The following is a 23,843-nucleotide window of genomic DNA, read 5'->3' on the forward strand; positions in this document are numbered from 1 at the left end:
CGGGTGTTCGGGATCGTTCCCCGGCCACCGAGCCTATGCGGTGAATGGGATGCCAAAGCCGCGGAAGGTACCGAACCCGGATCTTTTAGGGTGCCGTTAAGTCTGTCCTGAGCGCCGTTTCACCAAGGACCGCCGCCGGCCGGCCACCGCGCCCGCGCCGCGCCTGCGGCGGCCCCCCGGGCGGGCCCGGTGCCCGCGTCCGCGCCCGCGCCGGGAGCGCGGACCGGTGTGCCGGACGTCGCGGCAGATCCTGACCCGGATCTCGGCGCCACCCAGCACCGAACGCCCGATCCGCACGTCCCCGCCGGTCGCTTCGGCGAGCTTGCGGACGATGTCCAGGCCCAGTCCGGTGGAGCCGTCCTGTTCGCCGGAGTTGCCGCGGCGCAGCGCCGCGTCGGCGTCGGGAATGCCCTCCCCCGCATCGGAGACCATCACGATCACGGCGTCCCGGGTGCCGTGCACGTCGACGGCGAAGGCGGTGCCCTCGCCCGTGTGCCGGAAGACGTTGCCGAGCATGGCGTCGAGCGCCGCCGCCAGGTCCGGTCGGTGCACCGGCACGTGCGCGGACTCCTCCATGCCGGCCAGCCTCACCTCGCGCCCCTCGTCCTCGGCGAGCGCCGACCAGAACGCCATGCGTTCGCCGATCACCTCGGCCACGTCGCAGCCGATGCCGTCGACGGACCCGTCCTGGAGCGCCCGCGGCCGCTGTTCGCGGGCGGTGCGGATGATGGTGTCGACCTCCCGCTCCAGGCGCTGCACCGCTTCCCTGGTGTGCTCGGCCGCCGGCCCGTCCCCCAGCGAGGCGACGTTGAGGCGCAGCACCGTCAGGGGGGTGCGCAGCCGGTGGGAGAGGTCCGCCGCCAGTTCCCGCTCGCTGGCGAGCAGCTGGACGACCTGGTCGGCCATCGCGTTGAACGCGGCGCCCGCCGAGCGCAGTTCCTCCGGTCCTTCCTCCTGGACCCGGGTGCCGAGCCGGCCCTCGCCGAGTTCCTTGGCCGCCTGCGCGAGACGCCGTGCGGGGCGCACCATCCGTACGCCGAGCCGGTCCGCGAACGCGACCGAGCCGATGACCAGGGCGACCGCGACTCCGGCGATGGCCAGCAGGGCGGTGCCCACGCCGTTGGTCATCTCGGCCTCGGGTACGAACACCTCCACGATGGCCAGGGAGCCCGCGCCGACCCCGATGGGCTGGAGGAGCACGACGCCGCCGGAGACGGAAGCGGTCGCGACCTGGCGGCGTTCCCGGGCGGTCGCCACGTCGCCCGGGGCGGCGCGCACGGCGCCGAGACTGCCCGCGCCGCGCGCCGGCCCCGTCCCGCCCGCGGACTCCTGGCCGTTCGCGCCGTCTTCCCGCGCCGCGGGGAGGTGGACGGCCATCCGGTCCATGGCCCCGGCCTGGGTGGCGAGGATGGCCCGGTTCACCTGCTGCCGGTCGGTGGTGATGGACAGCACCGGACCGATCGCGGACGCCTGCCGCTCCGCGTCGGTGACGGCCCGGTCCCGGGCCATGTGCTGGACGACGATGCCCAGCGGTACGGCGAAGGAGAGGGCGACCATGACGGTGACGGCCAGGCAGATCCGGACGAGCACCCACCTTATGCGTGCCACGCCACCGCCTGCGGCATCGCCGGATCCTCCGGGGCCTGCAGTTTGACGCCCACGCCCCTGACGGTGTGCAGGTAGCGGGGGCTTGCGGCCTTCTCGCCGAGCTTGCGGCGCAGCCAGGACAGGTGGACGTCGATGGTCTGGTCGTCGCCGTACGTCTGCTGCCACACCTCCGACAGCAGCACCCTGCGGGGGACGACGACCCCGGGCCGCTGGGCGAGGAAGGCGAGCAGGTCGAACTCGCGCCGGGTCAGTTCCAGGGGGGCGCCGTCCAGCTCGGCCCGCCGGCGCTGGGCGTCGATGGCCAGTCCGCCCACGCGTACCGGCCCGGTGTCGCCCTCGGCGGCGTCGTGCCCCCCGCCGCGGGCCCTGCGGAGCACGGCCGAGACCCGCGCGGCGAGCTGCTCCACGGAGAAGGGCTTCGTCAGGTAGTCGTCGGCGCCGCCGTTGAGCAGCCGGATGATCTCGGCCTCGTCGTCGCGCGCGGTGGCGATGATGACGGGCACGTCGGTGATGCCGCGCAGCATCTTCAGGGCCTGCGATCCGTCGAGGTCGGGCAGACCCAGGTCGAGGATGACCACGTCGAAACTGTTCGCCGACGCCTCGCGCAGTGCTTCCAGTGCGCTGCCGACGCTTCTGACCACGTGGGCGGCATCGGTCAAGTGCCGTATGAGGGCGGAGCGGACGAATGGATCGTCCTCGACTACGAGCACACTTGCCATGGCCGGAAGTGTACGGGATTTATCGAAAGCAAATACCCGCATACTCTCTCGTCCTTATGGCCAATCGAAGACCTAGGTCTAAAGTTGACAGCCGAAAGTTGACATCCTGCCCGAGTGTTTTGCAGGTATGCGAGACAGCTCGATAGCGTGCTGGAATGCGACGAGGGTTCATAGGCGGCTCGGTCTGGATGCTGGCCACGGGAGTGGCCGTGACACTGTCGTGGTGGGGGATCTCCTCCGTCATGTCGGGAACGGTTTACGACCCTCCGAACGCACTCAACATCTCCGCGGAGTCCCCGGTGGACGACGCCTCGGCCGGGGCAGGCGGGGACGCGGCCGGCGGCGCCGCGACCCCGTCCGCCCCGCCGCAGCCCTCCGTCACCCCCGGCGGGGCGCCGTCCGGCTCGGCGTCCACGGGCCCCGGCGGCGGCACACCCTCCGGCGGCTCCACTCCGCGCACCTCCGCCTCCGCCCCCTCACCGCCCGCGTCGACCCCACCGCCGGCGGGCCATCTCAAGGCGGCTGCCGTCAAGGGCGGTCACGCCTCCTTCGAGATCGGAGAGCGTTCGGCCACCCTCTCCTCGTCCACCCCCAATGCCGGCTGGAAGATGGAGACGGACACCACCAACCCGTACGTGATCCGCGTGGACTTCCGCAAGGGCGACGAAGTGACCTCGATCATCTGCTCCTGGTACAACCACGCGCCGATCGTGGAGACCGTCCCGTCCTAGCCGGCGGCTGCTGCAACGACGGATATCCGCACGGCTGTGACGAACGCTGCCACGGACTGCGCAGCATTCACTGTGACATTCACGGCATCCGGAAATTCCCGGCAGGTGGACCACGCGCGATCGCGGTGTATTGAGCCTGTTAAGGTCACCTCCATATCCCGTGTCACTAGACGGAACGCGGCCGCCCCATCCGTTCCACTGCCCGGCATCGCAGGGCGCACCGGCGGCGAACACCCCACCTCACACCGGTGACACAAGAGCCGAACGCTCTCCGGCCGTCAGGATTCCACGAGAGGTACAACAAGAGGTGAAGATCATTGCTGTCGCAACGCAGAAGGGCGGCGTGGGAAAGACCAGTACCACCGTCAATCTCGGTGCCGGTCTCGCGCTGGCCGGCCAGCGCGTGCTCATCGTCGATCTCGACCCCCAGGCCCAGGCGGGCACGGCGCTCGGGCTGAACCTGACCGGCGAGGACCAGCTCGCCCGCTCGCTCGGGTGGGTGCTCCAAGGGCGCCTCCAGGGCATGCGCATGGATCCCGCCGGGATCTGGTTCGACCGCAGCGAGCTGCTGGCCGACTTCGAGGACGCGGGCACGCTCCACCTCCTCGCCAGCGAGGAGTCCACGATGACCGCCGCCCAGGACCTGATCCACAAGAAGGGCTACCAGGCCACTCCGGTCCTGCGCCGGATGCTGCTCGAACTCGACGGCGTCTTCGACTTCGTGGTCATCGACACCCCGCCCGCGGTGTCCTCGCTCTCGGCGACCGCCCTGGCCGCGGCCGACCACGTGCTGACGGTGTGCGTTCCCGAGTACCCGGCGCTCAAGGGGGCCGCCGCCACCCGGGGGACGGTGCGCTACGTCAAGGACCGCACCGGCGGCGAGTGCGACCCGCAGTACCTGGGCGCGGTCATCAACCGCTCCAATCCGCCGTCGAAATGGAAGATGCAGGAGGTCAACATCCGCAACGGCATGCTCGACACGGACCTCGCCCCCTTCTGCACCGACATCCGCGTCGACAACCGCATCAGCGATTCCTTCGCCTTCGGCGTCCCGGCGGCCATCCGCTTCGCGAGCCACACCCCGGGCAAGATGTACGGCGAGCTGATGGTGCAGATCCTGGCCCGGATGGCCCAGCCCCTGGAGGCCTGGGAGACCCCCGGGAGGATCGAGGGGGTGAGCGCCGGTGCATGACGAGCGTCTGACCTCGCCCCGGCCGTCCGCACGGCCCAAGAAGCCCACCCCCGCGCACTTCCAGTTCGCCGGCACCTCGCTCGTACGGGATCTGATCGCCGGTGCGGAGGCGGTGGCCGACCGCTCCTTCCTCGGCTCGGGACGCCACGCGGCGCAGGCCGGGCCGCCCGCCGCCCCGGACGTGGCCACCGCGCCCCAGCCGCAGTCCGCGTGGGCGCACGCCGCGATCCACCACAGCTACGCGGACGCCAAGCTGCGCTCCGCCCGCTGGCGCGCGTACGGGTTCCGCATCGCTCCCGAGGTGCTGGCGCGGCTCAAGGACCGGCTGAATTCCGACCGACGCACCACGGGGAATTCCAGCCTCGCCACCGGACATTACGTGGACGCCGCGCTGCGCACCATGCCAGAATCCGTCACGGAGCTCATATCGATGGCCGAGGAATTCGGCGCCACCCGGCTCTGGGATTCCGAGCGGACCCAGCCCTCGACCTATCGGGTGGGGGAACAGGCATATGAGCTGGCATCGACCCTGAAGCTCGTTCTCCAGGAAGCGGATTTCGGCCGCCGCGGCACGCAGGTGGTCTCGGCGGGCATCGAGCGGTACCTGGACGCGCTCGACCGGGAAGGCGCCCTGCGCAGGCCGGAGCGCCACCGGCCCTAAGCCCGGGACGGCCGTGGGCAGTCGGCCGCCCGCGGTGGCGGCCGCTGCAACGATGACTGCGACGACGACTGCAACACTGCGACATACGAGAGATCCACGGATGACTGCAACAAACAAACCGACGAGCAATCCCTGTGACACTAGAGCGGATTCCACTGAATTCACACGCCGCCCGCCGGCCGGACGCGGTCTCACCTGGGATATTCCCGGCGGGAATTGCGACACGCCGCACCTTTTCTCTAGTGTCGCGAGAGCGGGATGTTCCGCTTCGAGTATCTTTCGAGTGAAAGAAACTGCTCTTGCGATGACGGAGGTGGCAGCAATGGATCTGCCGGGCGACAAACTGAGCACCAGTGCGGTGGCCATCGCCGCGGGTCTCAGCGAGTCGTGGGCCTGGAAGGCCCGGGACCAGGGAGTGCTCAGCGAGCCCCACTTCGAGGAGGACATCGTCGCCCTGCGCGTCTACGCGTTCGTCTCGCAGATCGGCTGGCCCGGCACGCGCCGTCCGCGCAGCGCCCGCCAGGACCTCGAGCTGTGGCAGCAGTCCGCGGTGGAGGCCGCGCGGCAGGCCGCGTCCGATCCCTCCACCACGCCCGAGACCGCGCTGTGGGTCCTGGAGGACTCGGTGCACCTGGTCTCGGCTCCCGACGAGCGGGCGGCGTTCGACCTCAGGCATCTGGGCGGACGGGTCGCCGTACGCATTCCCGTGGGCCTGTGGATCACCGAACTGCCGGACGCCCTGGCCGCGCTCACCTCGCGCCGCCGGCGCCGCCCGTCCCCGGCCACCTCGGCCAAGCCCTCTCACGAGGAGGCCGAGATGGCCTAGGACCAGGGCGTTCACCGCCCGGGAAGCTCAGCTACCAAGGTGATTCGCAGTCACCTCGGCTCAGCGGCCCAAGACACCGGAGGGGTTCGCAGCCCCTCCGAAGGATCCGTCGGCCCGGTTCGCATCCGGCCGAACGCATCGGTGTTTCTTCCTGCCAAGCACCACGAGCACCAGCATCGAGGGCTTCGCCATGCCCTCCTGTCGTGGAAGGCCTTGCCATTTTGCAACACCGCCATGCCAATTTCCAGTTCCGCTTCGACCGATTCATACCGGTCTGCAATAACTCGCCCCATTCGAGTCCGGGTGCTCACCCCGGACTCCCGTCCGAGGGGCTCCGGTGACGGCCGCGGACGGGACCGCCTTGTGGGTCCCCGCGCCGCAGCAGTGGATGTCGACCACGAAGGGCCGCGCCACCGGCGACGCGTACTCCTGGATGCAGGCCGTGCACTGGGCCGCGCAGCCGGGCCGGTACACCCCGCGCCGCTCGCACGGCCCGCGGTTCGGCACGACGACGGTCGCGCTCGCGCAGCGGCTGGCCCGCCTGTCCCCGTGCCGGCCGGGCGTCTCCTACCTGGCCCGCTGCCTGAAGGTCAGCGAGCGGACGGTCCAGTACCACCTGGCCATGCTGCGTGAGGCCGGGCTGCTCGCCTACGTGGTCCGCGGCACCCGCACGCGCGGCAGCCGGGCACTGGCTTCGGAGTTCGCGCGCACGGTCCCCCCGGAGTTCGACCGGGCCCTCGGCATCCGCACCACCGGCGAGGGGGCCTTCCGCCGGATGACGGGCATGGCGGAGGCCGGGCGGGAGGAGATCGCGCGGCTGGCCCGGACGGCCGCGCGGACGGCCCGGGCCCGTCGGCGGGCGCGGGCGCAAACGTCCCGGGCAGCCCTGGGGAGCACGTTCCGGGGCCCCGCCGACGGCATGACGGGTTGCACCCCAAGGGTGGGTGGTTCCGTGGGTTCTCCTTCCGCGGACCTTGTTTCCCTTCCCTCTGAGAAACGCGTCGTGCCGGGAACGACGCACACGACACCCCCCAAGGCCCCGGCCGTCCGGCGCGGAGCCCTCAACCGGGTGGGCCGCAGGTTCCAGCTCGCACGGGAGCTCTCCCAGCAGGTCGGCTGGCTCGCCCGGACTCCCGTCCCCCGCCTCGCATGGGTGCTCCGGCACGTCTCGGACGCCGGCTGGAGCGCCTGCGAGGTGCAGGCCTGGCTGCACCTGCGGGGCGCGGCGGCCCGCCGGGTCCACCGGCCGTCCGGGCTGCTCGCCACACTGATCGCGGGAGCCGAGAGCGGCCTCGACACCGCGGACAAGCGCGCCGCCGCGGTCGCCGGCTGGCGGGACTCCCGGCAGGCCGCCCGGCAGCGGCACGAGGCGTGGCAGGGCGCCTGGCAGGCTCCCCGCGATCCCGGTGTGCTCCACCTGGTCACCTCGGCCACCGAGGCCCTCGCGGGCCCTCGGCACGGCGTCGCCACACCGGCCACACCGGCCATGCCGGCCATGCCCGCTACGCCCGCCACGCCCGTGGCGTCCGCCGCGGAAGGCCCGCTGGAGCTCTCCGACGGTGAGCTGGACGCCCTGCGCGCCACCGCCCGGGGCGAGTTCATGTCCGGCGAGACCACCCTGATCACGACCGCCGTGGAGACCTGGGGGCTGCGGCTCGCACGTCAGGTCTACGGCGGGGACCTGGTCTCGCGCGCGCTGCGGCTGACCCGCGGCACCGGCCTGATGGCGGTGCGCACCGTCGGCGGAGGAGCCCGGTGAGCAGCTCCTCCGCCCACGATCCGCCCGGACCCGCGGTGCCCGGCGCACGCCCCGGCGACGGCACCGACCTGGCGTGGGTCGCCCTCCAGACGGCCCGGCAGGCCGCGGCCCGCAGCCGTCTCGAACCGGCCGCCCGCCAGGACCGGCCCTCCCGGGACGCCCGGCCCCGCGGCTCCGACCCCCGCGAGCCCGCGCCGCTCACCGACGCCCTGAGCACGCTGCTCGCTCAGCGCGCCTGGCAGCTGCCGGTGACCGGGCAGCGCGTCCGCGATCTGTGGGTGACGGCGGCCAAGGGCCTGGGCCGCCACGTCGAGGCCACCGGCTTCGACACCGGCACGGGGCTCCTCGAACTCCGCCCGGAATCCGCCGCGTACGCCACCCAGGCGAGGCTGAGCGCCGACATGCTGGTCCAGCGGATCAACGACCTGCTCGGAACCGAGACGGTGCTGGGCCTGCGGATCCTGCCGCCGGGACCACCGGATTCACCGCGTCCGCCAGGCCCCGCGACGCACCCCGGACCGCCCGCCCCGCCCGCCCCGCCCGCCGACGACGCCGAGCCGTCCCCCGGCTATCAGCGGGCCCTCGCGGCGCACCGCACGGCGCGCGCCACCCGGCTCGAAACGGCCCAACAGTCCAGTAGGCGCGGGACGTTCGGCCCTATGGACGGCGTTCGGCAATGATCATGCTGATCACATGACAACAACGAAAAACCGCAGGTTAGCGACCTCTCTGCTCACTTCGGGCGCTTGCCTGGCCCTGACCGGTGTCGCCGTCCTCCCCGTGCCGGACGCCCATGCCGCACCGGCCGCCTCCGCCGGGACCTCCCTGTCCCCCGCCGGGCACCGCCTCGACGCGGTCGCCTCGGGGCCGGTGGTCTTCGAAGCCGGGCCGATCACCGTCACGTGCGCGAGCTCCGAGTCCCGCGCGGGAACGGCCGCCGCAGGCCACAACACGATTCCCCCGGCGCCCGGCAACACCGGCTCCGGCGGGCCCGTCGCGGTCCGCATCAAGGCGCCGGCCTTCAAGGACTGCACCACGGACGCGCCGGGCCTGCGCGTCGCCGTGGAGACCAACGAGGACAGCGGCCCCTGGCAGGTCCTCCTCCAGCACGGCGCGCCCTCCACCGCCCGGCTGTCCATCCCCGCGGGCGGCTTCGTCCTGAAGACGAGCGGGCTGCTGTCCTGCAGGGCCACGGCCGCACCGGGCAAGGCCGCGGCCGTATCCGGCGTGTGGGAGGCCGGCGCCGCCCCCGCGGTCCGCATGGAGCGCTCCGCGGTACCGCTGAAGATCGAAGGATCGTTCTTCTGCCCCACGTCCGTCACCTCCGCCTCCATCTCGGCGCGGTACGCGGTGTCCGACGCCACCGACCCGGCCGGCGTGATCACGGTCGACCCGGCTGCCTAGTGCTGTGCCCCGGTGAACCCTTCCGGTCACAGCACGAGGGGGACAGCCGCAGCAGTGCCCGGTTGACCTCGGGGGCGTGGGGGGCGAAGGCGCCGAGGTCGGTGGCGCGGGCGTAGGCGGGGTGGTCTCGGTAGGCGGGGAGGCGGTCCAGGGCGCGCAGGCCGTAGTACCCGGACGGCTGCCCCGTCGTTGCGGGGACGGGGTGGGCGGTTCCGGCGGCGACGGCCGGGAGGATCCGCTCGAACAGGGTGTGGCAGGCGCGGAGGCCGCGGAGCATGACCTGGTGGTAGCGGTCCTCGGGGCCGAGGGGGAAGCGGTGTTCGGCCAGGACCGGGCCGGTGTCGATACCGGCGTCCACCTCGTGGGCGGTGGCCCCGTACTCCGGATCGCCGTGCAGCAGCGCGAACAGGACGGCCACGGAGGGCAGCCCCCGGTGCCGGGGCAGCAGGCCGTTGTGGATGTTGACGACGCGCAGGCCCTCGGCCCGGAGCAGGGGTTCGCGGAAGATCTGCCCGTTGTTGACGGACCAGACGATGCCGTCGGTGCAGGCCCGGGCCAGTGTGCGGGCGTGGGCGTTGACGTCGGCCGCCGCCAGGTGGGGCGCGTGGGCGGCCGCGGCGTCCAGCGGGTCTGCGGAACAGACCAGGTCGACCGGGTGGCCGCGGGTGGCCGCGTGGGTGACGGCCCGGCGGAGCAGGGCTCCCTCGCCTACGAAGATCATGCGGCGGCCTCCTCGCGGGCGGCGGCGGTCAGGTGGGCGCAGAGCTGCCCGAGCGTCAGGTTCCGTACGAGGCGGTCGAGACGGCCGGTGAAGCACTGGGCCTGGGCGGGGGTCAGCAGGTCCGAGGAGACGGCGGTGACCATCTCGACGAGGGCCAGCGAATCGCCGCCGAGGGCGTGGAAGTCGGAGTCCGACGACAGCAGCGCGCCGTCGACGCCGAGGATCTCCGCCCAGTGGTGCCGGACGCGCGCCTCCAGGGTGGTGACGGGTGAGGGGGCGGGAGCTGGGGCGGGGGCTGGGGGTGCGGTGCGGGCGAAGGGGTCGGGGAGGGCGTCGAGGTCGGTCTTGCCGCTGACCGTCCCGGGCAGGGCGTCGACCGCGGTCACGTGGGCCGGGACGAGGTGGGCGGGGAGGGTGCGGGTGAGCTCGGTCCGGAGGGTGCGGGCCAGGTCGGGGTGGGCGGCGGGGCCGCCGGTGTGGGGCAGTACGTACGCGCAGAGCACGTACGCCGTGGAGTGCGGGCGGCGGCGGGGTACGACGACGGCGCGGTGGACGGAGGGGTGGGCTTCGAGGGCGGCGACGACCTCGGCGGGCTCGACGCGGTGCCCGGCGATCTTGACCTGTTCGTCGATGCGGCCCGCGAACTCGATGGCCCCGCCGGGCAGTCGGCGGCCGAGGTCGCCGGTGCGGTAGGAACGGAGGCCGTCGGGGCCGGTGCTGAAGGGTGAGGGTGGGCCTGCGGAGGGTTCGCCGTCGGCCGGGTCCAGATAGCCGCGGGCCACCTGGAGCCCGCGTACGACGATCTCGCCGGTGCGGCCCGTGTCGTCGGGGCTCGTGCCGATGGTCTCGCCGTCGTCGGCGGTCAGCTCGACCTGGGCGAAGGGGCCGGGGAGGCCGATCGGGAGGGTGGCGCCGGTCTCGGTGCCGTCCACGGTGTGGGCGAGCACGGCGACGGTCGCCTCGGTGGGCCCGTACGCGTTGATCAGGCGGCAGCCCGGCCCGAAGACGGCGTGCGCGGACCGTGCGGCGGCGGGGGTGAGGGGTTCGCCGCCGAGCAGCAGGGTGCGCAGCGGGAGCGCGGGGCCGGCGGCGTCCGCGGGGCCGAGGAGGGCCAGGTGGGAAGGGGTCAGCGCCAGGGTGTCCGCGCGGTGTTCGGCGACGAGGGCGCGGAGGGTGGCGGGCGAGGGCGTGCCGGGGGCGAGGACGGCCGTACCGCCGGCCAGCAGCGGCAGGAAGAGGGGGAAGCAGGAGATGTCGAAGGCGTAGGAGGAGGCGAAGCCGAAGCGGGTGCGGCCGGTGACCCGGCAGACCCCGGTCATCCAGCGCACGAACCCCATGAGGCTGCCGTGCTCGATCTGCACGCCCTTGGGGCGGCCGGTGGAACCGGAGGTGTGGATGACGTACGCGAGGTCGCCCGCGGCGGGCCGTACCTCCGCTGCGCCGGGCCGGCCCGTGCGGGGGGCGTCGAGGAGGTCCTCGACGGTGAGGAGGGTTCCGGGGACGAACGGGGCCAGTTCGCCGGCCAGGTGCCGGGTGGTCAGGCAGAGGGCGGTGGCGGAGCCCTGGAGGATCTCCCGGATGCGGGCGCCGGGGTGGTGGGGGTCGAGCGGTACGTAGGCGGCGCCCGCCTTGAGGATGCCCCACAGGGCGCACACGCCGGCGGGCGTACGGTCGACGACCAGTCCCACCCGGTCCTCGCGCCCCACCCCGCGCCGTCCGAGCCCGGCCGCGATCGCGTCGGAGCGCCGGTCGAGTTCGGCGTACGTGACCACGTCCTCGGGCCCGTCGAGCGCGGGCGCGTCGGGGGTGCGGGCGGCCTGCGCGCGGAAGGCGTCCACGACGGTGAGCGGAGGCCTGGTGTCCGCTTCGGCGGGTGCCGGCGCCGGAATCCGCCGTGGGGCGTCCGCTCGGGCGTCCGGCCCGGCCGGGAAGCCGGCCAGGGCCGCGTCCAGCAGTCGGCCCGCGCGGGCCGCGAGGTCCCGGCCGGGGCCGCGGACGCCGAGCGTGATCTCGGTGGCGGTGCCGGTCTCGGCGGCGACCAGGGAGAGCGGGACCAGCGGGGCGTGCACGGGGAGCGCGTACACCGTGGACGCCGTGAAGCCGCCGCCGGAGAAGTCCGCCGGGTCCAGGCGGCCGAGGTGGGAGACGACGGCCGAGGCGAGGTGGCGGTCGGTGCGGAACGCCGCGGCCTGGGCGGCGCGCAGGAGGGCGGCGGTCACGGGCAGCGGCAGCGCGGCGAGCGCCGACTCGAACCCGGCGGCCAGTTCGCGGTTCTCGGCCAGCGCGGACAGCAGCCGGGTGTGCACGGCCGTCCAGTCCGTGCCGGGGCGCAGGTCCAGGAACAGCGGCAGGGTCAGGTTGCCGGTGGCGGCGATCCCGGGGCGGTGGCGGCGCAGGTCGACCGGGACCATGACCCGGGTGTCGATCCGCGCGGCATCGGCCAGCGCCTGCGCGAGCCGGGCGGTGAGCGCGGGATGCCGGCCGGGCAGCGTACGCCGCAGCCACACCGTCCGAAGCCCCCGCCCGTGGCCCGGGCGCCGGCGGAGGGGATCGTCGGACGGGCCCAGCGGGGAGCGGGCGGGCGGGCTCGGGGTGGGGCGGCGGGGGGCGCGGCCGAGGCGGCGGAGCAGGGTGGCGTCGGTGTCCGGGTCCGGCGCGGGGCGGGCCGGTTCGCCGCGCAGGGCGCGGAAGACCTCCCGTACCCAGGTCAGGGCGCCGTGACCGTCCATCACGGCGTGCGAGGCGCTGAAGACGACGGTGGTCGGCCTGCCGTCCCCGCCGGGCACGATCACCACCTCGCAGCCCGGCGGCTCCGTCCGCCGCGACGGCCCGGCGGGCAGCTCGACCGTGCCCGGCGCCGAGTCGGCGTACGCACCGGCGCGCGGGACGTCGTACCGCACCCGCGGCACCGGCCCCTCGTCGGTCCACTCCGCCCCGGCGCGCACGAGCCGCGAACCCGGGCAGACCTCGGCGGCCCGGGCCAGGGCCGCCTGGAAGTGCCTGCGGTCGGGCACCCCGTCCCCCTCGAGAACGATCCGCAGGGCCATGGCCCCGCGGGCGTCGCCGGCGGCGAGGTAGAGGCGCTCGGTGGGCGACACCGGACGACGGTGGCCGGCGGCGCCTTGGGCGTCGGGAACGTCCTGACGGGGGGTCATGAGGGAGTGGTCCCTTGTTCGGTCGGGGCGGGAGGGATGGGAGGGATGGGAGGGGTGGGAGGGGTGGGATCGGGAGCGGTGGTTCCGGGAGGGGTCGGGCCGGTCGTCCAGGCGGTCACGCCGCCCGTCGCCGCCACCCACTCCCCCAGCGCGCGCAGCCCGTCGGCCTGGGTGCGCGGGGCCGCGTAGCCGAGGTCGGCGCGGGCGGCGGTGGTGTCGTACGTCGCCGAGCGGGTCAGCAGCGCCATCATGTAGCGGCTCAGGGGCGGGCCCCCGTCCGTACGGCCGCCCGGGGAGCGGCGGCGCAGGTGCCAGCCCGTCTCGACCGCCGCGGCCATCGCGCGGCCGAGGACCAGCGGGATGCGCGGCGCGGGCGGCGGGCAGTCGAAGAGGGCGCCGACCCGGGCCAGGAACGGCCACAGGTCCGTCTCCTCGCGGTCCCCGACGAAGTAGGCCCGGCCGCCGACCTGCCCGGCGGGGGCGCGCGCGGCCCGCAGGCAGGCGTCCACCGCGTTGTCGACGTGGCACAGCGACACCAGGACCCGTTTGCCGCCGGAGAGGTCCGGCAGCCGGCCCGCGCGCATGGCGGCGACCATGCGCGGCAGGAATCCGGCGTGGTCGCGCGGCCCCCAGATGCCGCGCGGGCGCACGGCGCAGGTGGTGAACTCCGGGCCGTCGGCGGCCCGTACGTACTGTTCGGCGATCGCCTTCGTCTCGCAGTAGAGGTTGAACCACCGCTCGGGGTACGGGGTGCTCTCGTCGATGCCGAGCCGGTCGCCCTCCCGTACCCGCATCAGCGCGCTCGGGCTGGAGACGAACACGAAGCGCCGCGCCCCGGCCGATCGCGCCGCCGCCAGCAGCCGCAGCGTGCCGGTGATGTTGGCGGCCTCGAACTGCGCGCGGCTGCCGTGGTCGACGACCCGCGCCGCGCTGTGCAGGACCGCCTCGCAGCCCTCGGCCGCCCGCCCCAGCGAACCGCCGTCGGTGAGGTCGCCGGTGACGACCTCGACGCCGGGCAGGGAGCTCAGCCGTACGGCGTCGCGGCCGGGCCGTACGAGGGCGCGGACCCGATGGCCCTCGCGCAGGGCTCCGTCGACCAGGTGCCCGCCCAGGAATCCGGATGCCCCGGTGACCAGGATCATCACAGGGACCGCCACCAGGTCGCGCCGTAGAGCATGGTGCGTCCGACGACGTGGGCGGTGCCGTGTCCCGCGGCCCGGCCGCGCGGCAGCGCGAGCGGGATCTGCGCGGCGTGCACGCCGACGCTGAGGAAGGCGTCGGCCCACCACAGCCAGGTCAGCACCGGAACGTCGGGGACTCCCGCGGCGGCCGCCCACACGGCCCCGCCGACGAGGTACGCCCATCCGGCGAGCGGCACGATCCGCAGCCCCCGCCGGCCGGCGGCGGAGGCGGGCCGGGCCGACTCCCGCTCGGCCCAGCGGGCCAGCTCCTCGCGGCCGATCTTGGCGTTGTGCCGGACGTCGACGGGGAATCCGGGGTGGCGCAGGAAGTCCTGGAGGCCGGTGGTCGGGGCGTGGGCCTCGGCCATCGTGCGGAGTTCGGCGGCCAGCTCCGCCCACGCGGCGCCGTCGAGGGGCGGTCCGTCCGTCCCGGTCTCCAACTCCACGCAGACGACGGGGTGTTGTCGGCCGGCCGGGCCGATGCCGACGAGGGCGGTGCGCCGGACGAGGGGATGGGCGTTGAAGACCCCCTCGCAGCGCACGGTGTGCAGGTCCCGGTAGGCGGTGCGGACCCGCTGCGCGGCGCGCCCGCAGAACCACAGCCGTCCCTCGTCGTCGAGTCGGCCGAGGTCTCCGGTGCGGTGCCAGAGCCGGGGGGCTTCCCCGTCGGGGCGCTCCTCGGTCACCTTGTGCGCGGCGTCGGCGTCGGGGGCGCGGTGGTAGCGCGGGCTGACGGAGTCGCCGTGGACCAGGATCTCGCCGACGCGCCCGGCGGGCAGGGCGGTCGTGGAGTCCAGGCGGGCGAGGGGGCCGTCGGTGACGCGGGCGATGAGGACGCGGGTGCCGGGGACGGGCCGGCCCACGCAGGTCCCTTCTCCGGCGGCGGAGCGGGCCGCGGTGCCGCCGGGCAGGTGACCGTGGGCAGGGCGGCCGTCAGCAGGGCGGCCGTCATGCCTGTCGTGGCCGTCGCGGCCGGCGGGCCCGTCGTGGCCGGCGTCGTCGCCGAGGATCTCGGCTGCCTCGATCGAGGTGATGGGCAGCACCTCCGTGGCCCCGTACGTCACATGGATCCGCGCCTTCTCGTCGAGTACGCCACGCAGCGCGGCCACGACCGCGTCGGGCACCGGGGCTCCGCCGGAGACGACGCAGCGCAGGTCGGGCAGCGGGTGGCGGCCCCGGACGGCGGCGCCGGTGAGGTGCCCGGCCAGGTTCCGCAGGAGGGCGGGTGAGGCGAACATGGTGGTGACGCGGAATCGTTCCAGCGCGTCCACGAGCTTGGCCGGGTCCGCCTGGGCGACCCGGGCGGGCGCCAGCGGCGCGAGGACCAGGGTGGAGCCGTAGACCAGGTCGAGCACCCCGTAGAAGGGGAGCGTGACCAGGGAGACGTCGTCGCGGGTGCGGCCGTGGACGGCCGCTATCCGGCCGGCGATGGACAGCGCCATGCGGTGGGTGTACTCGACCCCCTTGGCGGGGCCCGTGCTTCCGGTGGTGAAGCCGATCATCAGCAGGTCGTCCCCGCCGGTCGGCGCCGCCGCCCGCCCGGCGGCGTTGACGGCGGTCGCGGGGGTGGCGCGCAGCGCGGCCACGGTGTGGCCGCGGCCGAGCCTGCGCCGTCCGAGGGTGACGGGTACGCGTACGGCGGCGAAGGTGCGGCGGCCCAGGACGCGGACGAGCTGGGCGAGGGGCGGCCCGATGAACGCCTCGGCGCCCACGGCCCGGTAGCAGTGCAGCATACGCCGAACGCCCATGCCGGGATCGACGACGACGGGGACGGCTCCGACGCGGAAGAGGGCGAAGCAGAGCGCGAACAGCTCCGGCCCGGGCGGGGCCATCAGCACCGTCTTGGTGCCCCGGGTGATCCCGGCGCGCAGGAAGCCGCGGGCCAGTTCCTCGACCGTCTGCTGGAGCTCGCCGTACGTGAGGGTGGCGTAGCCGCCTTCGCCGTCGCCGGTGGGATGGATGACGGCCGGTTTGTCGGGGAAGGCGCGGGCGTTGCGCTCGAGCCACCCGGCCACGCTGCCCGAATCGGCGGCCGTATCGGCAGCAGGGGCTGCGGTGGACCTGGTACGCGGCACCGGGCTCACCACCCCTCGGGCCGGTAGAGGGCGCAGGCCGCGCTGGGTCCGGCGCCGGCCGAGACGAACAGGAACCGGTCGTAGTCGTCCCGGCGTACGCCGTCCATCGCCCGGAGGTAGCCGAGGACCGGCGCCGCGGTGTGCGGCTCTCCCCCGGACTCGTCCTCGTCGGCACCTTCGTCGGCGGACTCGGACGCGAACGGGCCGATCACCAGGGTCCGGTCGAGGTCGACGCCGAACTCGGCCGCGTAGTCGGTCACGGACCGCGCCGCGAACTCGCTCAGCCGCGCCCCGTGCCCCGGCGCGCGCCGGACGGTGATCGTCGTCCGCCCGTGCCGGCCCATGCTGCCGGTGTCGAGGTAGCCCTCGACGTCGGTGGGCCGGTCTTCGGTGTAGTGGCGTACGGGCCCGAACCCGGCGGCCGGGTCGGCGCTGCGCTCCAGCAGGAGGGCGCCGGCCAGGTCCGCGTACGGGTAGCCGGGGTCGCGGTCCGCGTCGCCGCCCGGGTGGACGTCGGCCGCCGTGATGAGCAGCCGTTCGGTGCTGCCCGTCTCCAGCAGCGCCTGCCCGATCTGGACGGCGTTGAGCACGCCGCAGGCTCCGTTCATCAGGTCGAAGGAGAAGCCGGCGGCCGGTTCGGGGTCGGCGACGTAGTCGAGGTTGATGCCGACCTCCTTCTGGACCAGGGCCGCCATGGCCGGTTCGAAGGTGTTGTGCTCCCGGTAGACGCCGACGTTGACGAGTACGCCGATCGACGAAGCCGGTACCCGCGCCCGAGCCAGAGCGGCGCGGGCGGCCCGGGCCGCGAGGTCCACGGCGGACGTCGGGGCGGACCTCGGGGCGGACGTGCCGGGCAAGGCGGTGCCGGCCGCGGTGATGACCATGCCCATGGCTCAGACCCCCACGTTCGTCAGCGTCGCGGACAGGGCGCCGGTGACCACGCCGGAAGCGGCCGGCACCAGCAGGAACGTGGCCCCGGGGCGGGCGCTGCCCGCCCTGAGGTGCTCGGCCAGGGCCAGGAAGTGCGAGGTGGTGGCGGTGTTGCCGTACCGCTCGACCACGGAGAGGGAGGCGGGCATGGGAGCGTCGAACTCGGCCTCGGCCGTCCGGTTGGCGTAGTCGATGAAGCGGGTGCCGACCTGGTGCTGGATGACGTGGTCGAAGTGCTCGTCGGCGAACTCCCGTCCCCTCTTGGCCAGGAAGTCGCCGTGGAACCGCGGCCACAGCCTGAGCCGGTCGCGGTTGTGCATCTTCTTGTTGTCCGTGTAGAGGGCGATGCCCGGGTTCCGGTCGCTGGGCATGCCCATGCACAGGTGCGAGTACTCGGAGCAGGTCATCAGCTCGACGTAGTGGATGCGGTCGGCGGTGTCGGCGGAGGCGTCCAGGACGACGGCGGCCGCCGAGTCCCCGACGGAGAGGGAGGCAAACTGCGGGTCGTAGGAGTCCGTCATCTCCTGTGCGGCGGTCTGCGCGACGCGCGTGGCCTGTTCTCCGCTGACGACCAGGCCGCGCCGCACGGCGCCGGAGCGGATCATCCGGTCGAGCAGCCACACGCCGGTCATCATCCCGGCGCAGGCGTTGGAGACGTCGAAGTGGATGGCGGAGCGGGCGCCCAGCTCCCGGGCGAGCAGGGCGGCGAAGGAGGGCTCGAAAGTGAAGCGGTCGCCGTCCTTGAAGCGGGTGATCGAGGCGGAGATGACGATGTCCAGGTCCGCGGCCCGGTACCGGGAGGAGGCGAGCGCGTCGCGGGCGGCGGCCAGGGCCATCCCGAACGAGTCCTCGCCGGCCGCCGGTTCGGGGTCGTAGACGCGGCGTTCGGCGATCCCGGTGATCCTCTCGATGTCCACGTCCCCCAGCCCCGGGACCGTGGCGGCCAGTTGGGGGGTGGTCTGGATGGCTGCCGGCAGGCAGACGCCTAACGCTTCTATTCGGCTGTACGCGGTCGGCGAGGTCGGTGCGGTCGTGCTCATGTGTGTCGCTCTCCGTGGCGGGCCGCCGGGGCATGGGAGTGCCGGGGCGGTGGTTGACAGAGGGATGCAAGGGGCGTCCGGGGAGTAACGGACAGCGAAGTTACCGTAGCGTACGGAGATGCCGCCGGGCCGTCAGAGATCCGCAAATCCGGAATATCCGGTCGAATACCGGCCACCCACCACCACCGTGACACCAGGCAGAACCAGGGCCTCCGCCCCTCCGAGCGGCACCCCAGCCCCTCGAAAACCTGTCCGGAACCACCCGGTCCACCTCACCGGCTCATCCGATGTGACAGAGGCTGTCAGTGGTGTGGATGATGATCGCCGCAGCACGGGTCGCGCGCGCCCGACCGAGGTGGGGGGAGTCGGCCGGTGGCGGCCGCGTCGCGCCGTCCCGTGCTGCTCTCTCCGCGTCATTCGTCGAAGGAAAACGGAAAACCTCTGTTGCGTCCCACTCGTACGACGGTCCTGCTCACCGCAGGTCTCGTCACCCTCCTCGGTGTCCCCGCGGCGGCCGCCGCCGAGACACCGTCCAGTCTGCACGTGAACAACACGGCCGGCGCCAACTGCACCGACACCGGCCCCGGATCGCAGGCGGCGCCCTTCTGTACGGTCTCGGCAGCGGCCAAGGCCGTACAGCCGGGGCAGACCGTGCGGATCAAGCCGGGCAAGGCGTACGCCGAGTCCGTCACCGTCAGCCGGTCCGGGCAGCCCGGCAAGCCGATCAGCTTCGTCGCCGACGGGCCGAACCCCTCCGACCAGGTGGACCTCGGAAAGGGCCAGAGCCTGACCGTCAGCGGCGCCTCGCACGTGGTCCTGCACGGGCTGCGCGTCCTCGGCGGCGTCAAGATCACCGGCTCCACCGACGTCGAGCTGGACCGGTCCCTCGTCACGGGCCCCGGTCCGGTCTCCCTCGCCGTCAACGGGCAGAGCGCGGACGTCCGCGTGACCCGGAGCCAACTGATCAAGACCGCGCAGATCGAGAGCTCGCGGGGCACCGTGCTCAGCCGCAACGAGATCGACGGTTACGTGATGCCCGCGGTCCAGGCATGGGACGCGCCCGGCACGGTCGTCACGAACAACACCCTCAGCCTCGAATGCGAGGCGGCCCTCTCGCTCGACGGCGCCTCCACCGGCTCGTCGGTGTTCAACAACCTGGTCCACCTCGACCCCGAGCTGCCCTGCCCGTCGCCCGGCGCGCGCAACGGCCTCGTGGTGGCGCAGAGCGCGGCGGCCGGCACCCGCGCCGACTACAACCTGATCACCGGGACCGCCGTGGCCGACCGGGTCGCGTACAAGTGGGCCGGCGCCGAGTTCACGACCCAGGCGGCCTTCACGGCCGCCACCGGGCAGGGTGCGCACGACGTCCTGCGCCCCTCGTGGACGGGGGTGGGCCACGCCTTCGCGGGCTCGCCCACGATCGACTCCGGTGACCCGACGGCTCCGGGCGTGCTCCCCACCGACCAGGCGGGGGTGCCGGTGTCGGACGACCCCAGGGTCGCCAACACGGGCAAGGACGGCGGGTACGTCGACCGCGGTGCCCGCGAGTCGCGTGACGTCGTGAGCGAGGCCCGGGTCGAGCTCGACCAGACGTGGGCGCCGGCCGGGACGACGGTCAAGGCGACGGCCTCGGCGAAGACCACCTGGGACAGCGCGCTCACGTACACCTTCGACTTCGGCGACGGGACCGCCCCGGTCGTCACCAAGGAGCGGACCGCCGGGCACGCGTACACCTCGCCGTGCGCGTGCCTGGTGAAGGTGACGGCGGCGAACGACGCCGGGATGAAGGCGTCCGCGGAGACGCCGGCGAAGGTGACCGCGGCCGGTCCGCTGACCGCGGACTTCACGTCCGAGGCGGCGCTGCCGGACTGGGGCGACAGGGCGACGTACGTCGCCCCGCTGACCATCGGGGTCGACCCCCGGACCGCCACCAAGGCGCCCTGGCCCGTACAGGGCGTGGACGTGGACTTCGGCGACGGCACGTCCGAGAGCCGCGCCGGGCTGGAGGCGTTCCGGCACGCCTACGCCCTGCCGGGTGACTACAAGGTGACGGTGACGGTCCGGGACACCAAGGGCGCGGCCTCCACCGCCGTCCGGACCGTCAAGGTCGCCTACGCGCCGTCCGGTTACGTGGCCGTACAGCCGCACCGCATCCTGGACACCCGTACCACCGGCACCCCGCTGCAGGGCGGTACGGCCCGGCCCGTGACCGTGCCGGTCGTACCGGAGGGGTCGGCGCCGGCCCACTCGGGCGGCGCGACGGCGGCCGTACTGAACGTGACCGTCACCGGGGCCACCGAGGACACGCACCTGAGCGTCTGGCCCGCCGGGCAGCCGCGTCCGGTGAGCTCCAACGTCAACGTCCGCGCGGGCGGCACCTCGTCCAACACGGTCACCGTGCCGGTCGGCGCGGCCGGCCAGGTGCTGGCCCAGCTCAACTCGGGCAAGGCCGCGCTCGTCGTCGACTTCGTGGGCTACTACCAGCCGCAGACCGGCGAATGGTTCTCCCCGAGCCCCCAGACCCGTCTCCTCGACACCCGTACCACCGGTGGAGCGCTGAAGGGCGGGCAGGCCCGCACGGTCAAGGTCGCGGGCGTGTACGGAGTCCCGGCGGACGCGACCGCCGTCGCGATCAACCTGACCAGCACCGGGTCCACGGAGAACGCGCACGTCATCGCCTACCCGTACGCGGGGAACCGGCCCTCGACGTCCAATCTGAACCCGCAGCCCGGCAAGGACCTCTCCAACCAGGCGATCATCCCGATCGGCCCGGACGGGACGATCACGCTCTACACCAACACCGGCTCCACCCACCTGATCCTGGACGCGGCCGGCTTCTACTCCCGGAACGGCAGGGCCCGGTTCACCCCCGCCGTCCCCCAGCGGCTCGCCGACACCCGCACCACCGGCAAGCTCGCCCCGGGCGCCGTCACCGCGCTCACGGGCCTTCCGGCGAACGCGATGGGCGCGGTCGTGAACGTGACCGCGACCGACACCACCGCGCCGGGCTTCCTCAGCGTCACCGGCGACGGCTACGGCCGCCCGGAGACCAGCAGCATCAACACCCGCCCGGGCGAAACGGTCCCGAACCACGTCACCACGTCCGTCTCCCAGGGCCGTTTCGAGATCTGGAACAGCTACGGCGGCAGCACGCACGTGATCACCGACCTTCAGGGCTACTTCGCGCCGTAGGCACGCGGCAGTCCACCGCCACCGGAAGCCCCGGCCATCGCGAGAAGCGACGGCCGGGGCTTCCGGCCGTGGTGCGCGTGGTGCGCGCCGCGGCCGTTCGCGCCAGCCCTTCCCGTCAGCCCTCCGCGGGGCGGCGGGGGGCGCGGCGCCGGCGGGAGACGGCCACTCCGGTCAGGCAGATCGCGCCGCCGAGCAGGGTCAGGGGGGCCGGTACCTCGTCCAGGACCGGCCAGGCGATGAGGATCACGACGGCGGGCACCGCGTAGGTGGTCGCGCCCATCTTCCCGGCGGTGGTCCTGGACAGGGCGTACGTCCACGTGGTGAAGGCCAGGGCGGTCGGGAAGAGGCCCAGGTAGAGCATGTTGAGGGTGGCGGCCGGCGGTGCCTCGGGGAGCCGGGTCAGCAGTTGCCAGGCGAAGGGGAGGGTGACGGCGGTGCCGACGAAGCAGCCGTACGCGGTCACCTGGAGCGGGGTCGCGTAGGACAGCGCCGGCTTCTGCGCGACCACCCCGGCGCCGTAGGCGAGCGCGGCGAGCAGGCACAGCAGGACGCCGCCGAGGGAGGCGGAACCCCCGTCGGAGGTGGACAGGCCCACCACGACGGCGCCGGTGAAGGAGACGGCCATGCCGGCGAGCAGCATCGGCGGGAAGCCCTCCTTCAGCAGCCAGCCGCCGAGCAGGGCGATCACCAGGGGGCCGATGTTCACGACCATGGCCGCGGTGCCGGCGTCCACGCCCTGCTCGCCCCAGTTCAGGGCCACCATGTACAGGCCGAACCACAGCACCCCGGAGGTGAGGATGCCGGGCCACGCCTGGCGCGGCGGAAGCGGGACCCGCTTGACGGCCAGGACGACCGCGAGGGCGAGGGAGGCCGTCAGCAGGCGTCCGAGGGCGAGCGCCCCGGGGGCGTAGTACGGGGCCGCCGCGCGGATGGAGACGAACGCGGAGGCCCAGAGCACGACCGTGACGGCCGCGGCGGCGAGGGCCCGGCGGTCGGGTGCGCGGCGGTCGGAGGGCGCGGGGGCGGTGGGCGGCGGGCCGGTGGGGGGCCGGCCGGGCTGGTGATCCATGACGGGCAACGTACTCATGGCTCTTGCGGCTGCCCACGCGTTTTCCGGGAGGGCGGTCCCCCCGGAGGCCTCCGGTCCGGCTCAGGGGCGTCTCCAGAGGGTGGGGGGACAGTGTCGGGGATCTGTTTGCCGTGCTCAGGAGGCTGACCATGTCCGCGCCCGTGTTGGAACCGCGCGTGGAGGCACCGCCCGCGCACAAGACCCCCCGCCTACGGCCGGGGCTCGCCCTCGCCGTCATCGCCTCGTGCAACGCGATGATCCAGCTCGACGACGCCATCGTGAACATCGCACTGCCCGGCATGCGCGCCGATCTCGGGCTGTCGGACGTCGGATCGTCGTGGGTGCTGAACGCCTATCTGCTCACCTTCGGCGGTCTGCTGCTGCTCGGCGGGAGGGCCGGCGACATCCTCGGGCGCCGCCGGGTGTTCCTCACCGGCGTGGCCCTGTTCACCGCGGCCGCCGCCGTGCGCGGGCTCGCGTCGGACGTGGAGCTGCTCACCGCGATCCGCGTGGTCCAGGGCGTCGGGGCGGCGCTGGCCGCGCCGAGCGGACTGGCGCTGGTGCTGAGCATGTTCGAGGAGGGTGCGCCGCGCAAGCGTGCGATCGCCGTGTGCACGGCGGCCGGTGCGGTCAGTACGGCCGGCGGACTGCTGCTGGCCGGGACGCTGTCCGGTCTGAGTTCGTGGCGGTGGGGGCTGCTGCTGAACGTGCCGCTCGGCGTGCTGATCCTGGTGCTCGGACCGCTGGCGATCACGGAGACCCGCCGCAACCCCGGCCGTTTCGACGTGGCGGGCGCGCTGCTGTCGGCGGTGGGCGCGGCCGCCCTCGTGTACGGGCTGGCGCGCGCGGCGGAGCAGGGGCTCGGCGATGTGCGGGCGCTGGTGTGCGTGGCGGGCGCCGTGGTGCTCTTCGCGGTGTTCGCGGGCGTCGAGCGGCGGGCCGCACATCCGATCGTCTCGCTGCACCTCTTCCGGTCCCGCAACCGGGTCCTCGCGTACGTGGGGACGCTGGCCGTGCCCGGTTCGATCATGGGTGCGTACTTCTTCCTGAACCGGTACTTCCAGCAGGAGGCGGGCTACGGCCCGCTGGGCGCCGCGGTCGCGCTCACCCCGCTCGCGGCGACGATGGCGGTGATGGCGTGGGCCGCCGTACGGCTGGAGCGCCGGCTGGGCCCGCGCTACCTGATGGCGGGCGGCGCCGCCCTGCTGCTGACCGGCAACCTGTGGCTGTCGCAGCTCGGCCCGGGCACCTCGTACGCGGGCGGGATCCTGCCGCCGCTGCTCCTGCTGGGCGCGGGCATGGCGTGCTGTGTGATCCCGCCGACGGTGCTGGCGACGTCCGGGCTGCGGCGCGGGGACGCCGGAGCGGCCTCCAGCATGCTCAACGCCGTGCAGACGCTGGGCGGTTCGCTGGGTCTGGCGATGCTGGTGGCGGTGGCCTCGCGGTCCGGGATGTCCCTGGGCTTCACGGCGGGCGCGGTGTGCGCCGGTGTCGCGCTGCTGGCCGCACTGCTGATCCGTCCCGGCTCGGGCACGGGCGTGAACGCCGAGTCCGGAGCCTGACACCTCCCTTCTTTTCCT

The 23,843-nt window shown here is 73.8% G+C and carries 18 protein-coding genes; 9 read left to right on the forward strand and 9 right to left on the reverse strand.

Features of this window, described 5'->3' with window-relative positions:
• Positions 1-96 precede the first annotated feature (96 nt).
• The gene (locus tag ACTVZO_RS44255; RefSeq protein ID WP_443304444.1) at positions 97-1,599 is read right to left on the reverse strand and encodes an ATP-binding protein; all 1,503 of its coding nucleotides are present in this window, start codon (positions 1,597-1,599) and stop codon (positions 97-99) included.
• Positions 1,596-2,327 carry a response regulator transcription factor gene (locus ACTVZO_RS44260; RefSeq protein ID WP_443304269.1) on the reverse strand — a complete coding sequence of 244 codons (732 nt, stop codon included), beginning with the start codon at positions 2,325-2,327 and terminating at the stop codon, positions 1,596-1,598. Before ACTVZO_RS44260 ends, ACTVZO_RS44255 begins: the two co-directional genes overlap by 4 nt.
• Before the next feature lie 155 nt (positions 2,328-2,482).
• Here ACTVZO_RS44260 and ACTVZO_RS44265 point away from each other — a divergent pair, with 155 nt between their 5' ends.
• The 7 genes from ACTVZO_RS44265 (at position 2,483) to ACTVZO_RS44295 (ending at position 8,900) form a co-directional block, all read left to right on the forward strand.
• Positions 2,483-3,058 (forward strand): hypothetical protein, encoded by a 576-nt coding sequence (locus tag ACTVZO_RS44265; RefSeq protein WP_443304270.1) that lies wholly within the window; start codon positions 2,483-2,485, stop codon positions 3,056-3,058.
• A gap of 307 nt (positions 3,059-3,365) precedes the next feature.
• Complete coding sequence (locus ACTVZO_RS44270) at positions 3,366-4,250, forward strand: ParA family protein (protein WP_443304271.1); 885 nt, start codon at positions 3,366-3,368, stop codon at positions 4,248-4,250.
• Entirely contained in the window at positions 4,243-4,911 is a 669-nt protein-coding gene (locus ACTVZO_RS44275; RefSeq protein ID WP_443304272.1) for a hypothetical protein, read from the forward strand. Before ACTVZO_RS44270 ends, ACTVZO_RS44275 begins: the two co-directional genes overlap by 8 nt.
• Before the next feature lie 322 nt (positions 4,912-5,233).
• Positions 5,234-5,737, forward strand: coding sequence for a hypothetical protein (locus ACTVZO_RS44280; protein ID WP_443304445.1), 504 nt, complete (start codon positions 5,234-5,236; stop codon positions 5,735-5,737).
• Between the two features lie 337 nt (positions 5,738-6,074).
• Positions 6,075-7,496 (forward strand): transcriptional regulator, encoded by a 1,422-nt coding sequence (locus tag ACTVZO_RS44285; protein ID WP_443304273.1) that lies wholly within the window; start codon positions 6,075-6,077, stop codon positions 7,494-7,496.
• Positions 7,493-8,176: a DciA family protein gene (locus ACTVZO_RS44290; protein WP_443304274.1), complete on the forward strand. Its 684-nt coding sequence runs from the start codon at positions 7,493-7,495 to the stop codon at positions 8,174-8,176. The genes ACTVZO_RS44285 and ACTVZO_RS44290 overlap by 4 nt, the downstream gene beginning before the upstream one ends.
• 13 nt (positions 8,177-8,189) lie before the next feature.
• A complete protein-coding gene (locus tag ACTVZO_RS44295) occupies positions 8,190-8,900 on the forward strand; it encodes a hypothetical protein (protein ID WP_443304275.1) in 711 nt (236 codons plus the stop codon).
• Here the strand turns inward: ACTVZO_RS44295 and ACTVZO_RS44300 are convergent.
• From ACTVZO_RS44300 to ACTVZO_RS44325, 6 genes are read right to left on the reverse strand one after another with little or no spacing between them, the layout of a single operon-like run.
• Positions 8,878-9,621: a formyltransferase family protein gene (locus tag ACTVZO_RS44300; RefSeq protein WP_443304276.1), complete on the reverse strand. Its 744-nt coding sequence runs from the start codon at positions 9,619-9,621 to the stop codon at positions 8,878-8,880. The two genes, ACTVZO_RS44295 and ACTVZO_RS44300, sit on opposite strands and share 23 nt — an antisense overlap.
• A complete protein-coding gene (locus tag ACTVZO_RS44305; protein ID WP_443304277.1) occupies positions 9,618-12,776 on the reverse strand; it encodes an amino acid adenylation domain-containing protein in 3,159 nt (1,052 codons plus the stop codon). The genes ACTVZO_RS44300 and ACTVZO_RS44305 overlap by 4 nt, the downstream gene beginning before the upstream one ends.
• The gene (locus ACTVZO_RS44310) at positions 12,773-13,933 is read right to left on the reverse strand and encodes an NAD-dependent epimerase/dehydratase family protein (RefSeq protein WP_443304279.1); all 1,161 of its coding nucleotides are present in this window, start codon (positions 13,931-13,933) and stop codon (positions 12,773-12,775) included. Before ACTVZO_RS44310 ends, ACTVZO_RS44305 begins: the two co-directional genes overlap by 4 nt.
• Positions 13,918-16,032: an AMP-binding protein gene (locus tag ACTVZO_RS44315; RefSeq protein ID WP_443304280.1), complete on the reverse strand. Its 2,115-nt coding sequence runs from the start codon at positions 16,030-16,032 to the stop codon at positions 13,918-13,920. The genes ACTVZO_RS44310 and ACTVZO_RS44315 overlap by 16 nt, the downstream gene beginning before the upstream one ends.
• Positions 16,033-16,037: 5 nt before the next feature.
• On the reverse strand, positions 16,038-16,922 hold the full coding sequence (locus ACTVZO_RS44320; RefSeq protein WP_443304281.1) for a hypothetical protein: 885 nt from the start codon (positions 16,920-16,922) through the stop codon (positions 16,038-16,040).
• A gap of 3 nt (positions 16,923-16,925) precedes the next feature.
• Complete coding sequence (locus tag ACTVZO_RS44325) at positions 16,926-18,002, reverse strand: 3-oxoacyl-ACP synthase III family protein (RefSeq protein ID WP_443304282.1); 1,077 nt, start codon at positions 18,000-18,002, stop codon at positions 16,926-16,928.
• A 444-nt stretch (positions 18,003-18,446) separates the two neighbouring features.
• Here ACTVZO_RS44325 and ACTVZO_RS44330 point away from each other — a divergent pair, with 444 nt between their 5' ends.
• A complete protein-coding gene (locus ACTVZO_RS44330; protein WP_443304283.1) occupies positions 18,447-21,194 on the forward strand; it encodes a PKD domain-containing protein in 2,748 nt (915 codons plus the stop codon).
• A gap of 115 nt (positions 21,195-21,309) precedes the next feature.
• Here ACTVZO_RS44330 and ACTVZO_RS44335 read toward each other — a convergent pair whose 3' ends face one another.
• Entirely contained in the window at positions 21,310-22,263 is a 954-nt protein-coding gene (locus ACTVZO_RS44335) for a DMT family transporter (RefSeq protein ID WP_443304284.1), read from the reverse strand.
• Between the two features lie 149 nt (positions 22,264-22,412).
• Between ACTVZO_RS44335 and ACTVZO_RS44340 the strand changes: the two genes are divergently transcribed.
• A complete protein-coding gene (locus ACTVZO_RS44340; RefSeq protein WP_443304285.1) occupies positions 22,413-23,825 on the forward strand; it encodes an MFS transporter in 1,413 nt (470 codons plus the stop codon).
• The last annotated feature ends 18 nt before the right edge of the window (positions 23,826-23,843 follow it).

Origin of the sequence: Streptomyces sp. IBSNAI002 (genome assembly GCF_052244475.1) — a bacterium.
Taxonomy (GTDB): domain Bacteria; phylum Actinomycetota; class Actinomycetes; order Streptomycetales; family Streptomycetaceae; genus Streptomyces.